Genomic DNA, 13,657 nt, shown 5'->3' on the forward strand with positions numbered 1-13,657 from the left:
TAGGAGGAAAATATGTTAGTTTATATTGCTGGCTCAGGAGCCATGGGGTGCCGTTTTGGTTACCAAATTTCAAAAACAAATAACGATGTGATTTTGTTAGATAACTGGGAAGATCATATCAATGCCATTAAAGAAAACGGTTTAGTGGTGACAGGGGATGTGGAAGAAACAGTTAAGCTTCCTATTATGAAACCGACTGAAGCCACTCAAGAAGCCGATTTGATTATCTTGTTTACAAAAGCAATGCAGTTGCCACAAATGCTTCAAGACATTAAAGGCATTATTGGAAAAGAAACCAAAGTGCTTTGCCTTTTAAATGGTCTTGGACACGAAGACGTTATTCGTCAGTACATTCCAGAGCACAACATTTTGATGGGGGTCACTGTCTGGACTGCTGGTCTAGAAGGTCCTGGTCGTGCTCATCTTCAAGGTGTGGGAGCACTTAACTTACAAAGCATGGATCCAAGCAATCAAGAAGCTGGACACCAAGTGGCTGATTTGTTAAATGAAGCTAACTTGAATGCGACTTATGATGAGAATGTTGTGCCAAACATCTGGCGAAAAGCTTGCGTGAATGGTACCATGAACTCAACTTGTGCCCTTCTAGATTGTACAATTGGTGAATTATTTGCCAGTGAAGACGGTCTCAAAATGGTAAAAGAAATCATCCATGAGTTTGTTATCGTTGGTCAAGCAGAAGGTGTCGAACTAAACGAAGAAGAAATCACACAATATGTAATGGATACATCTGTTAAAGCTGCTCACCATTACCCATCAATGCACCAAGACCTTGTGCAAAATCACCGATTGACTGAAATTGATTTTATCAATGGTGCAGTCAATACCAAAGGTGAAAAGCTTGGTATCAATACTCCATACTGCCGTATGATTACAGAGCTAGTTCACGCTAAAGAAGCAGTGTTGAACATCCAATAAACGCTATCAAATCGTTATACTCAATATTATGGCTAAAGCTTTAATATTGAGTTTTTTGTTATGCTGATAGTATTTTTCTTAGGCGTCATTATTTGTGAGCCTAGATTATGAGTTAATAAAAGAAATAATAATTGGTAGAATTTGATAGATTTTGAAAGGTTATGCTTGACTTTTAGTTATAAAATAGTATAATAATTGTAAACGATTTCAGTTAGGGGTGGTTCTATCTTAAAATCAAAACGAAAACAATTAATCATGGCAAAGATCACTGAAGAAAACTATGTTTCTTTAGAGGATTTAATGCAATTACTCAACTCCTCTGAGTCTACTATCCGTAGAGATCTAGGAGAGTTGGAGCAAGAAGGACGGCTACATCGTGTTCATGGAGGTGCTGAACTTTTTCACTCTTTACAAGAGGAACTTTCGAACCAAGAAAAGTCTGTCAAAAACAGTCATATTAAAAAAGCTATTGCGCAAAGAGCCTCTCAGCTTATCTATGACAACGATGTGATCTTTATTGATGCTGGGACAACGACTGAATTTTTATTACCTTTTTTACAAGCTAAAAATTTAACTGTAGTTACTAATTCTATTCATCATGCTGCTAGATTAGTTGAACTCTCTATTGAGACGATTATTGTAGGGGGTTATGTCAAACAAACGACCGATGCCAGTATTGGTAACGTAGCTTTGGAACAGATTAGGCAGATGAATTTTGACAAGGCATTTCTTGGAATGAATGGTGTTGATGATTCTTACCTGACGACTCCTGATATGGAAGAAGCAGTTATTAAAAAAGCGGTTCTGTCAAATGCAAAATTAGCTTACATTTTAGTAGATGGCACTAAAATTGGTCAGGTATCGTTTGTAAAAGTAGCTCCTATTAATGATGTGACTATTATTACATTAGGAGGATCAGCAAGTATTCTTAAACAAATAAAGGAAAAGGCAAAGGTGATTGAATTATGATTTATACCGTGACCTTAAACCCTTCTATTGACTTTATTGTCAGAATTGACCAAATAAATCTTGGGTCAGTGAATCGCATGGCGAGTGATGATAAGTTTGCTGGAGGTAAAGGCATTAATGTGAGTCGCATCTTGCAACGTTTAGACATTGCTAGCACGGCGACAGGGTTCTTGGGTGGTTTTACAGGACGTTTTATCGAAGAAAGTTTGAGTGCAGAAGGCGTTAAAACTGATTTTGTAAAAGGTGATCAAGATACTCGAATCAATGTTAAAATCAAGTCACAAGAAGAGACCGAATTAAATGGTCAAGGACCTATCATTAGTCAGGAACAACTGGAGGATTTGAAAACTAAGCTTTCCCAGCTAACAGCAGAGGATACAGTTGTCTTTGCAGGTTCAGCGCCAGCTAATCTTGGCAATGCTGTTTATAAGGAATTACTTCCTTTAGTTAGGCAAAGCGGTGCTCAGGTGGTTTGTGATTTTGAAGGACAGACTTTAATAGATGCGCTTGCATATAATCCTCTGTTGGTTAAACCTAATAATCATGAACTAGAAGCTATTTTTGGTACGATTCTGACCAGTCTTGATGATGTTGAAACCTATGCCCGTCGTCTTTTAGAGATGGGTGCTCAAAACGTCATCATTTCAATGGCTGGTGATGGTGCTTTGCTGGTTACTAAAGAAGCGACTTATTTTGCTAAACCGATTAAGGGAGAAGTTAAAAATTCTGTCGGTGCTGGTGATTCGATGGTTGCTGGCTTTACAGGCGAATTTATGAAGAGTCAAAATCCAATAGAAGCCTTAAAATGGGGCGTGGCTTGTGGTACAGCGACGGCTTTCTCTGATGACTTGGCGACAATTGCATTTATTAAGGAAACATATCATAAAGTTGAGGTAGAAAAACGATGAAAATTCAAGATTTATTGAGAAAAGATATTATGATTCTCGATTTACAGGCTATTTCTAAAGAAGTTGCCATTGACGAGATGATTACTAAATTAGTTGAAAAAGATATTGTACATGATTTTGATGTCTTTAAAAAGAGTATCATGACACGTGAAGAACAAACATCAACAGGGCTTGGTGATGGGATTGCCATGCCTCATTCTAAAAATATTGTAGTAGATAAACCAGCGGTCTTGTTTGCGAAATCAAATAAAGGTGTGGATTACAAGGCTTTAGATGGTCAACCAACGGATCTCTTCTTTATGATTGCTGCGCCTCAAGGAGCAAATGATACTCACTTGGCTGCACTAGCAGAATTATCACAATACCTTTTGAAAGACGGCTTTGCTGATAAACTTCGTGCTGCAGCGACACCAGAAGCAGTCATTGCTGTTTTTGATGAAGCGTCAACAGCTAAAGAAGAAGTGGTTGCTCCAACAAGTGGTCAAGACTTTATCGTTGCTGTTACAGCTTGTCCGACAGGAATTGCTCACACTTATATGGCAGAAGAGGCTTTGAAAAAACAAGCTGCAGAAATGGGAGTAGCTATTAAAGTTGAAACAAACGGTGCTTCTGGTGTGGCTAATCGTTTAACCGCTGAAGATATTCAGAGAGCTAAAGGAGTTATTGTTGCAGCTGATAAAGCGGTTGAAATGGACCGTTTTGATGGTAAACAATTCATTGCTCGCCCTGTTGCAGATGGTATCAAGAAAAGTCAGGAATTGATTTCTTTGATTTTAAACAATGAAGGAAACACTTATCATGCTAAAAATGGAAAATCTGAAACAGCAGTATCAACTGAGAAAACAAGTTTAGGCGGTGCTTTCTATAAACACTTGATGGGCGGTGTCTCACAAATGTTGCCATTTGTTATTGGTGGCGGGATTATGATTGCTCTAGCATTTTTATTGGATAACATGCTTGGTGTGCCAAATGATCAGCTTGGAAGTCTTGGATCCTATCATGAAATAGCAGCTATTTTTATGAACATTGGTGGAGCAGCCTTTTCCTTCATGTTACCAGTACTAGCAGGTTATATCGCTTATTCTATTGCTGAAAAACCGGGCTTAGTAGCTGGTTTTGTGGCAGGTGCCATTGCCTCAAATGGTCTTGCTTTTGGTAAGGTACCATTTGCAGCAGGAGGAGAAGTGAGCTTGGGCTTAACGGGCGTGCCATCAGGTTTCCTTGGGGCGCTTGTGGGTGGTTTCCTTGCCGGTGGTGTTATTCTTGCCCTTCGTAAATTGTTGGCAGGCCTACCACGTTCTCTAGAAGGGGTTAAATCTATCCTCCTTTACCCATTACTTGGCGTCCTTGTCACTGGTTTCTTGATGCTTTTTGTCAATATTCCAATGGCAGCTATTAACACAGCCCTTAATGATTTCTTACAAGGTCTTTCAGGAAGCTCTGCTGTCCTTATGGGACTTCTTGTTGGTGGAATGATGGCTGTTGACATGGGTGGTCCTGTTAATAAGGCAGCTTATGTTTTTGGTACAGGAACTTTAGCAGCTACTGTGGCAAATGGTGGTTCGGTCGTTATGGCCGCTGTTATGGCAGGTGGTATGGTACCTCCTCTTGCTGTTTTTGTAGCCACTCTCTTGTTTAAAGATAAATTTACCAAAGAAGAACGTGAATCAGGCTTGACAAATATTGTTATGGGACTTTCATTCATCACCGAAGGAGCAATTCCGTTTGGTGCAGCTGACCCAGCACGTGCGATTCCTAGCTTTATCGCAGGTTCTGCCTTGACAGGAGCTCTTGTTGGTTTGGCTGGTATTAAATTAATGGCGCCACATGGTGGTATCTTCGTAATCGCTTTAACAAGCAATCCAATCTTATATCTTGTCTTTGTTGTGATTGGTGCCCTTGTATCAGGTATCTTATTTGGCGCTCTTCGCAAAAAAGCCTAAAAGGTAAAGAACTTTTTTCTTACTAAAACTAGAATCTGTCAAGGTTCTAGTTTTTTGCTATACTAGAGTTAAAGGATAAGAAATGAGGACCTTTGAAGGTGAAAAAAAGGAGAAGAAGGGCTAAATCATCAGTAAATCGACTTGTCTTAGGGTTAGTATTACTTAATCTGATTGTTAGTATGTGGACACTAAAATTGGGAAACCAGCGATTAGCTCCGTATGCGGATCACGAAACTCTGACATTTGTCAGGAAGATTAGTCATGCTGCTCAATCAGTCGCTCAAAAGAAACAGTTATACAGTTCGGTGATGATGGCTCAGGCCATTTTAGAATCCAATAATGGTAAGTCACAACTAAGTCAAAAACCTTATTATAATTTTTTCGGGATTAAGGGGAGCTATAAAGAACGGTCAGTCATTTTTCCAACTTTAGAAGACGATGGACAAGGGAATCTTTATCAAATTGATGCTGCTTTTCGTTCCTATGGGAGCCTGACAGCTTGTTTTTTAGATTACGCAAGAGTTTTGAATGATCCACTTTATGACAAAACCCACAAAAAGTTTTGGTCTCATTATCAAGATGCTACTGCAACCTTAACAGGCACTTACGCCACTGATACAACTTACCATACCAAATTAAATGAATTGATTGAATGGTATCAACTCACTAATTTTGATGGTCTAATGAAATAGTTATCCACAATTTTAAAAAAAATCAGAAGAAATATGTCGATTTCAAGACAAAAGTTATCAATCTCATTAAATTATCTGTGGAAAAGTTAATTTAAACGTTCGTGTGCTATAATAGAAACATAGAAAATGAATAAAAAAGGATATATGAATAATGACAAAAAAGAAAGGTAAGCTTGTACTTATCAGTCTTTTTGTTCTAGCAGCTTGTTTAGGAGCTTATAGTGCAATGAGACAATCTCATAAAACTTCAAACGTGTCAGCTGAGACTATCGCCAGTTCTTCAACCCGACATTTTATTGATGAAATTGGTCCAACTGCTAGTACTATTGGTCAAGAACGTGATCTTTATGCGTCTGTTATGATAGCACAAGCGATTTTAGAATCAAGTAATGGTAAATCAAGTCTAAGTCAAGCACCTTATTATAATTTTTTCGGTATTAAGGGTGCCTATAACGGTTCTTCTGTGACGATGTCAACTTGGGAAGATGATGGTAATGGCAATACCTATACGATTGATCAAGCCTTTAGAGCTTATCCAAGTATTGCAGACTCCCTTAATGACTACGCGGACTTGCTAAGTTCTAGCACTTATATAGGTGCTAGAAAATCAAACACGCTATCGTATCAAGATGCTACAGCAGCTCTAACTGGCTTATACGCTACAGACACCAGTTATAACTTAAAACTAAATAATATTATTGCAACCTATGGTTTGACGGCTTATGATGTTGCTAATAGCTCAGCTCAAGAAACTGGTCTAGCAACTTCGGGTTATGTTTGGAATGAATATCGTCGTAATTACACTGATGCGGAGACCCTAGCAGTTGATGAGGCTTGGGCTAAACGCATGACTTATTAATGTAACACTAACAACAATCTGCTTGCACTGACCCCAAAAAAGCTGGATACTCTATTTTAAGTAAAGGATTTAGTTCTGTATTGTACAGAACTAAATCCTTTTAGTTTTACTTTGATATGTTTATCGTTGTAATAATCAATGTCATTTGTAATCGCTTGTTCTAAGTCTTCTAGTGATTTATAGTTATTCTCATAACCATAGAACATTTCTGACTTTAAGATGCCAAAGAAAGATTCCATCATGCCATTGTCAGGACTGTTTCTTTTACGTGACATAGACGGACGAATTCCTTTAGAGTTTAGGAAATGATGATAATAGTTGTGTTGATATTGCCAACCTTGATCACTCTATCATATAGTTCCGTCATAGCATTTATTTGGAGATGCCTTTTTCCATTATTGGTTTAATGTGATTTAAGCAAGGTTATTAGCTAAATTTAATGCCAGACAAAAATACCCCAATTATTAGATTTTTTGTCTAACTTTTGGGGCGCAATTCAATCTGAGCAGTTTTAGATTTGGTATCAATGTTATTATAGGTCAATTGATCATATTTATCCAAAGCTTTTAGCTTATTTAGTCCAAAGATAAATATCAAAATGGCTGAAATCTTTCATATTTATAGTCTTATTGTCTTTATATTTTTTAAAGACATCAGATCTGGTGCTATTGGGTTTTGCGTCATATAAATTGATTTTTTCATGTTTCCTATTTTTACTGTGAATTTCTAAACTCCCCCTTATATAAGGAGACTTAGTCAAATAAATTTCTTTTGATTCCATCAAAAATTTTCTTATTTTAAAATCGAACTCTTGAATCGTAACAATATCCTTATCGATTTTTATAGGATTTATTAATGTTTTTGCTGTTGCCCATCTATAAAAAAATTCCCTGCAATAGTATTAGTCCTTAGAATACCATCATCTGTTGAAGGTAATCTTTCTTATTGATACGCTTTAATTGGTCTGATTCCAACTATCTTGCCCTGTTGAAAGTGTAAATAACCCTAGTACTTGAGCACCAATATTATCTTCTTTTATTTCTTTAGCAGAAATAGCTACTTTTCCAGCGGAATTAACACCAACAAAGTATTTCTTCATACCAATAGATGCATTACTATCAGAGTCTGTTACATAAATAGCTTTAAGGTTCCCGTTAGAATCAAAGTCAGCTCCCCACAGGTTTATAACATGGTTGATGCGTACGTTAGCGTAGGTGTGTGATAGGCCTAGAGCCTTGCCTTCGGTTAACTCTTTCTTAATGAGATCACTGATTTCTTTGAGATTTTTTTCTTTAAAATCATGACGACTTGTCAATAGCTTACTTTGATCACCTCTTGTAAATACGGCGTCAAAAATACCACCTCGGGGATCTTTACTACCTTCTTTTACTGGCGTTGGACCGTGGTTAGTTAGACTAAGGCGGTAGCCGTTAATGAACATATCAATTACATGATCAGGGAAAACTCCTAGGTGTTTAGTAGATAGATAAGGGAAAGCTTTTTCTTTAAAATATTCAAATAATTTACTATCTAGCTGGTGGTTTTTAGTGTCGATAGCTTCTTTTACGTCAAACATCTGTTCGCCATTGAAGTTTATTTTTTGCTTTTCTGGATGCTCTTCCAAATAACGTTTAATTTGGTCTTTGTTTTGATCGAACCACCAGTGAAGCATATTCCCTGCTGTGGCAGCCCCGCAAAGAAGATCGTCTTTTCCATTGAATGTTTTGGTAATATCATACCATCCTTGGTTAGCAACATAAGGAGCGTGAAAAACATCTTCACCTTGAGTGAAGTTTGCTGGAGGAGTAACTCCTTTGGTCCAAACGGAAGTAACGTGATAAGGTGTTACTTCCGAATATCTAATCTCTTGATTAGCAGAAAAACTATCTGCTATAACACCACGATCTACCGATAGAACAAATAAAGTCACTGCTGCCAATACTGCAGCTGAAGTTGAATAGCATCTTTTTCTCATAAGAATACCTTTTTCTATATAATTTTATGATAAATAAATTATATAATATAGACATATATTATTGCAAGTTCTTAAAATAATATTTAATTTTTTTAAATAATTTTTAATAAAATTAAACATGCGATTGCAATGGAGACAGCACAAGAGATACAGTAGTGGTTGTGCTTAAAAATGAACGGTTTTTTGATGATATGTTGCTGCATGAGGAAGTGAGCAATAGGAGAGCTGTGATAGAAGAAAGAGGGGAAGAAGCGTTGATGAAATTAGACAAATAAAAAAAGACCTCATCCAGAAGAGGTCGTGTATAACTGGGGACGATAGGTTCAATTGATAAAAAATCTTGTTAGCTTACGATCTATGTGGTTTTGAATGCCTTTAACTCAACATCGTTAATGGAGTTTGAGATAAAAAAATAAATCCAATAGTCTGGTACTTTCCTATTTTTTGTCTGTTAAAACGTTTTTATTTTATAATGGATAAAAGAAGAAGGGCGGAGCGATGATTAAGCCCTATGGGTTTAAGTATGGGTTAGTTGGAGAGGTTTTGCGGCGGATTGAACGCCTAGGGTTTACGTTTGAGCGATTAGAGCTAAGACAAGCTAGTTCGAAATACTTGGCTAAGCATGATGAGGCCTTGGTGATAAACCTTTTTATCCTGGACTTAAAACTTACCTGACCAGTGGTTCTGTTTTAATTGAGGTGCAGTACAAGACCACTAACGGGTGTTTTTTTGGTATAATGTCAGTATAAGGACGACTAAATATAAATAGGTGAAAAAATAGATATCTGTTCGAGAGATAGCACTGTTTAAAACGTTATGCGAAAATAGTAGTTTAGGGGCTACTTTAATAATTTTCAAATCTATGCTATAATGGATCATATTGATACCAAGGAGAATAAAAAATGCAATTAGTTCGTGAAAAAGAATTTGTCAACCAGTACCATTATGATGCTAGAAATTTAGAGTGGGAAAAAGAAAACGGAACACCAGAGACCAATTTTGAAGTGACTTTTCAGTTGATTGATAAAGATGAGCAGCAAAAAGAAACAGTAATTGTATCTGTATTGCAATTTGTTATTGTCAAAGAAGAATTTGTTATTAGTGGGGTCATCTCACAAATGGTTCGTATTTTAGATCGTTTAGTGGATAAACCAAGCGAATTTACGCAAGAGGAAGTTGAATCCTTAGCTGCTCCTTTGCTAGATATGGTTAAGCGATTGACTTATGAAGTCACAGAAATTGCCTTGGATCGTCCAGGTATTCATTTGGAGTTTAAAAATTAATGAAATTAGCAGTAATTACTGACAGTACAGCAACACTACCAACAGATCTGAAACAAGATAAAGCTATTTTTAGCCTTGATATACCAGTTATCATTGACGATGAGACCTATTTTGAAGGTCGAAATTTGAGTATAGATGATTTTTATCAAAAGATGGCTGACTCCCAAAATCTTCCCAAGACAAGTCAGCCAAGTTTATCTGAACTAGATAATCTTTTAGGACTTTTATCTTCTAAAGGTTATACACATGTTATTGGCTTGTTCTTAGCTGGAGGAATCTCAGGCTTTTGGCAAAATATTCAATTTTTAGCTGAAGAACATCCTGAGATTGAAATGGCATTTCCAGACAGTAAGATCACATCTGCTCCTTTAGGTAGTATGGTAAAAAATGTGCTAGATTGGTCACGTCAAGGAATGACATTTCAAGCTATTTTAAACAAGCTGCAAGAACAGATTGATGGGACGACAGCCTTTATTATGGTTGATGACCTTAATCATCTGGTTAAAGGCGGACGCCTGTCAAATGGGTCTGCTCTTCTTGGAAATCTTTTGAGTATTAAACCTATTTTACGCTTTGATGAAGAGGGAAAAATCGTTGTTTATGAAAAAGTGAGAACAGAAAAGAAAGCCATGAAACGCTTGGTTGAGATTTTAAATGACTTGATAGCAGACGGTCAGTATAATGTGTTTATTATTCACTCAAAAGCACAAGACAAAGCTGATTATTTGAAACGACTCTTACAAGACAGTGGTTATCAATATGACATTGAAGAGGTTCATTTTGGAGCGGTGATTGCTACTCATTTAGGAGAAGGAGCCATTGCATTTGGCGTAACACCGAGGCTTTAATTGTCGATTAGAAAAAATAGTTAATGGCAAGAATCACTAAAACAATAACAAAATGTGATAGAACCCAATTAGCCTAATCACACTTTAGATTGGGCTAGTTGGATGATAGGTTAGAAAACAACGTATGAAATTAATGACAATGCCTTCTGAGTTTCAGAAGGCTTTACCCATATTGACTAAAATAAAAGAAGCTGGTTATGAAGCCTATTTTGTGGGAGGAAGCGTCAGAGATGTTTTACTCGAGCGTCCCATTCATGATGTAGATATTGCAACTAGTTCCTATCCTGAAGAGACTAAAGCGATTTTTAACAGAACTGTCGATGTTGGCATTGAACATGGTACAGTGCTCGTGCTTGAAAATGGCGGTGAGTATGAAATTACAACCTTTAGGACAGAAGATATCTATGTTGATTATCGCCGTCCTAGTCAGGTTTCTTTTGTGCGCTCTTTAGAGGAAGACTTAAAACGAAGAGACTTTACCGTCAATGCCTTGGCCTTGGATGAAAATGGTCAAGTTATTGATAAATTTAGAGGACTCATTGATTTAAAGCAAAAACGGTTACGAGCAGTGGGTAAAGCAGAGGAACGTTTTGAAGAAGATGCACTACGCATTATGAGAGGCTTTCGATTTGCGGCGAGTCTGGATTTTGACATTGAAGCTATAACTTTTGAAGCTATGAGGAGCCATTCACCTCTATTGGAAAAGATTTCTGTGGAACGTTCTTTTACTGAATTTGATAAATTATTGATGGCACCGCACTGGCGAAAAGGGATTTCTGCCATGATTGCTTGTCAGGCTTACGACTATTTACCAGGCTTGAAGCAGCAGGAAGCAGGCTTGAATCATCTGATAGTTTCTTTGAAAGATAACTTTACCTTTAGTGATTATCACCAAGCTTGGGCTTATGTGATGATTAGTTTAGCCATTGAGGATCCTAAAAGCTTCCTAAAAGCATGGAAGACTTCAAATGATTTTCAGCGTTATGTCACAAAGTTGATTGCTCTTTATAGAATTCGTCAGGAAAGATCTTTTGAAAAATTGGATATTTACCAGTACGGCAAGAAAATGGCGAGTCTAGTGGAAGACCTCCGAAAAGCTCAAAGCTTATCCGTTGACATGGATCGTATTAATACTTTAGATCAGGCACTGGTTATTCATGACAAACACGATATCGTCCTTAATGGTTCTCACCTGATTAAGGATTTTGGGATGAAATCAGGTCCTCAGCTAGGGCTTATGCTTGAGAAAGTTGAATTAGCGATTGTAGAGGGGCGCCTAGATAATGATTTCACTACAATTGAAGCATTTGTTAGAGAGGAATTAGCAACATGAGCCATTTTTTGGTGGAGAAATTAACAAAAACGGTGGGAGATAAGACCGTCTTTCAAGATATTTCCTTTATTATTCATGACTTTGACCGTATTGGGATTATTGGGGTTAATGGAACAGGAAAAACAACTCTTTTAGATGTGTTGTCGGGAAGGCTTGGTTTTGACGGAGATCATTCACCATTTTCTAAAGCCAATGATTACAAAATCGCTTACTTAACACAAGACCCTGAATTTAACGATGCAGCTTCTGTTTTAGATACGGTATTATCAGCTGATGTTAAAGCTATTCAACTGATTCGTCAGTACGAACTATTGATGGCGAATTATACTGAGGATAAACAAGAAAGCTTAGAGTCCCTCATGTCTGAAATGGATCGATTAGATGCTTGGTCTATTGAAAGTGATGTCAAAACAGTCCTATCAAAATTAGGCATCACGGATTTGGAACAAAAAGTGGGAGACCTATCAGGTGGTATGAGAAGACGTGTCCAGTTAGCTCAAGTGTTGCTAGGAGCTGCTGACTTACTCTTGTTGGATGAGCCGACCAACCATCTCGATATTGACACCATCGCTTGGTTAACAACCTATCTCAAGACAGCTAAAAAAACCGTCCTTTTTATTACCCATGACCGTTATTTCCTTGATCATGTGGCTACCCGTATTTTTGAATTGGATAAAGCGGGACTGACAGAATATCAAGGCAATTACCAAGACTATGTGCGCTTAAAAGCAGAACAAGACGAACGAGATGCTGCTAATTTACACAAGAAGAAGCAACTCTATAAACAAGAATTAGCCTGGATGAGGACGCAACCACAGGCGCGTGCAACCAAACAGCAGGCTAGAATCAATCGTTTCAGTGACTTGAAAAAAGAAGTTCACCAAGACAGTTCTGCGGATAAATTGGAGATGACTTTCGAAACGAGCCGAATTGGGAAGAAGGTGATTCACTTTGAAGACCTTTCTTTTGCTTATGGCGACCGACAGTTGATTAAGGATTTTAACTTGATTATTCAAAATAAAGATCGTATTGGAATTGTTGGAGATAACGGCGTCGGAAAATCTACCCTGTTAAATATCATTAACGGTGATCTCAAACCAACTTCTGGGAAGCTTGATATTGGAGATACTATTCGTGTAGGTTATTTCTCTCAGCAGCTCAAAGATATGGATGAGACCAAACGGGTCATTAATTACCTTCAAGAAGTGGCTGATGAGGTTAAAACAAGTGTGGGAACAACGAGTATCAGTGAGCTTTTAGAACAATTTCTTTTTCCGAGATCAAGTCATGGCACGCTGATTGCTAAATTATCTGGTGGGGAGAAAAAACGGCTCTACTTGCTAAAACTGCTCATTGAAAAGCCAAATGTTCTTCTCCTTGATGAGCCAACAAATGATTTAGACATTGCCACCTTGAAGGTCTTAGAAAACTTTTTAGCTAACTTTGCAGGACCAGTCATTACGGTTAGTCACGATCGTTATTTCCTAGACAAAGTAGCTACTAAGATTTTAGCCTTTGAAGAAGGCGATATTCGTGTTTTTTATGGCAATTACAGTGATTACCTTGATGAAAAAGTTTTTGAAAAAGAAACAGTTGAGGCAGACTTAGCTAAAACAACAGTCACTGAAGAAGTGCCACTTCCTCAAAAAGAGGAAAGAAAGCGCATGTCCTACCTTGAAAAACAAGAATGGGCTCAGATAGAAGATAAAATAGCAACTATTGAGGCTAATATTGAAGAAATTGAAAACCAAATGTTAACTGTAGTTAGTGATTATGGCCAGTTAGCTCAATTACAAAAGGAACTCGATCAGCGCAATAATGATTTATTATTGGCGTATGAACGGTTTGAGTATTTGAGTGGACTAGACATATAAGTATACTATGGTAATGTTATGTTTATAATAAACAAGT

At 37.4% G+C, this 13,657-nt stretch carries 12 protein-coding genes and 2 pseudogenes; 11 read left to right on the forward strand and 3 right to left on the reverse strand.

From position 1 onward, the window contains the following. The first annotated feature begins 12 nt into the window (after nt 1-12). The 6 genes from B6D67_RS03735 (at nt 13) to B6D67_RS03760 (ending at nt 6,307) form a co-directional block, all read left to right on the forward strand. Entirely contained in the window at nt 13-936 is a 924-nt protein-coding gene (locus B6D67_RS03735) for a 2-dehydropantoate 2-reductase (RefSeq protein ID WP_010922156.1), read from the forward strand. 255 nt (nt 937-1,191) lie between these two features. Next, on the forward strand, nt 1,192-1,905 hold the full coding sequence (locus tag B6D67_RS03740; RefSeq protein ID WP_002990215.1) for a DeoR/GlpR family DNA-binding transcription regulator: 714 nt from the start codon (nt 1,192-1,194) through the stop codon (nt 1,903-1,905). Further along, complete coding sequence (gene pfkB, locus B6D67_RS03745; protein WP_010922157.1) at nt 1,902-2,813, forward strand: 1-phosphofructokinase; 912 nt, start codon at nt 1,902-1,904, stop codon at nt 2,811-2,813. Before B6D67_RS03740 ends, pfkB begins: the two co-directional genes overlap by 4 nt. Next, nucleotides 2,810-4,756, forward strand: coding sequence for a PTS fructose transporter subunit IIABC (locus tag B6D67_RS03750; RefSeq protein ID WP_010922158.1), 1,947 nt, complete (start codon nt 2,810-2,812; stop codon nt 4,754-4,756). The genes pfkB and B6D67_RS03750 overlap by 4 nt, the downstream gene beginning before the upstream one ends. Nucleotides 4,757-4,848: 92 nt before the next feature. Beyond that, a complete protein-coding gene (locus B6D67_RS03755) occupies nt 4,849-5,448 on the forward strand; it encodes a glycoside hydrolase family 73 protein (protein WP_010922159.1) in 600 nt (199 codons plus the stop codon). 151 nt (nt 5,449-5,599) lie between these two features. Beyond that, a complete protein-coding gene (locus B6D67_RS03760) occupies nt 5,600-6,307 on the forward strand; it encodes a glycoside hydrolase family 73 protein (RefSeq protein WP_002990206.1) in 708 nt (235 codons plus the stop codon). A gap of 56 nt (nt 6,308-6,363) precedes the next feature. On the opposite strand, the pseudogene B6D67_RS03765 reads toward B6D67_RS03760, so the two are convergent. From B6D67_RS03765 to ideS, 3 genes and pseudogenes are all read right to left on the reverse strand, one after another. Continuing rightward, nucleotides 6,364-6,654 (reverse strand): annotated as a pseudogene (locus tag B6D67_RS03765) (IS3 family transposase); the annotation flags it as partial. Nucleotides 6,655-6,878: 224 nt separating this feature from the next. After that, nucleotides 6,879-7,160 (reverse strand): exotoxin beta-grasp domain-containing protein, encoded by a 282-nt coding sequence (locus B6D67_RS10210; protein WP_306462805.1) that lies wholly within the window; start codon nt 7,158-7,160, stop codon nt 6,879-6,881. Nucleotides 7,161-7,262: 102 nt separating this feature from the next. Further along, nucleotides 7,263-8,282 (reverse strand): IgG-specific cysteine endopeptidase IdeS, encoded by a 1,020-nt coding sequence (gene ideS / locus B6D67_RS03775; protein WP_010922160.1) that lies wholly within the window; start codon nt 8,280-8,282, stop codon nt 7,263-7,265. A 498-nt stretch (nt 8,283-8,780) separates the two neighbouring features. Between ideS and B6D67_RS03780 the strand changes: the two are divergent. The 5 genes and pseudogenes from B6D67_RS03780 to B6D67_RS03800 all read left to right on the forward strand — a co-directional run. After that, nucleotides 8,781-8,983, forward strand: a pseudogene (locus B6D67_RS03780) (nucleoside-diphosphate kinase); the annotation flags it as partial. Between the two features lie 201 nt (nt 8,984-9,184). Next, entirely contained in the window at nt 9,185-9,565 is a 381-nt protein-coding gene (locus B6D67_RS03785) for a DUF1149 family protein (RefSeq protein WP_002985011.1), read from the forward strand. Beyond that, nucleotides 9,565-10,413, forward strand: coding sequence for a DegV family protein (locus B6D67_RS03790; RefSeq protein ID WP_010922161.1), 849 nt, complete (start codon nt 9,565-9,567; stop codon nt 10,411-10,413). Before B6D67_RS03785 ends, B6D67_RS03790 begins: the two co-directional genes overlap by 1 nt. Before the next feature lie 124 nt (nt 10,414-10,537). Beyond that, nucleotides 10,538-11,746, forward strand: a complete 1,209-nt coding sequence (locus tag B6D67_RS03795) for a CCA tRNA nucleotidyltransferase (protein WP_011285485.1) — start codon at nt 10,538-10,540, stop codon at nt 11,744-11,746. Continuing rightward, on the forward strand, nt 11,743-13,620 hold the full coding sequence (locus B6D67_RS03800; RefSeq protein WP_010922163.1) for an ABC-F family ATP-binding cassette domain-containing protein: 1,878 nt from the start codon (nt 11,743-11,745) through the stop codon (nt 13,618-13,620). The genes B6D67_RS03795 and B6D67_RS03800 overlap by 4 nt, the downstream gene beginning before the upstream one ends. The last annotated feature ends 37 nt before the right edge of the window (nt 13,621-13,657 follow it).

Origin of the sequence: Streptococcus pyogenes, assembly GCF_002055535.1 — a bacterium.
In the GTDB taxonomy this organism is placed as follows: Bacteria; Bacillota; Bacilli; order Lactobacillales; family Streptococcaceae; genus Streptococcus; species Streptococcus pyogenes.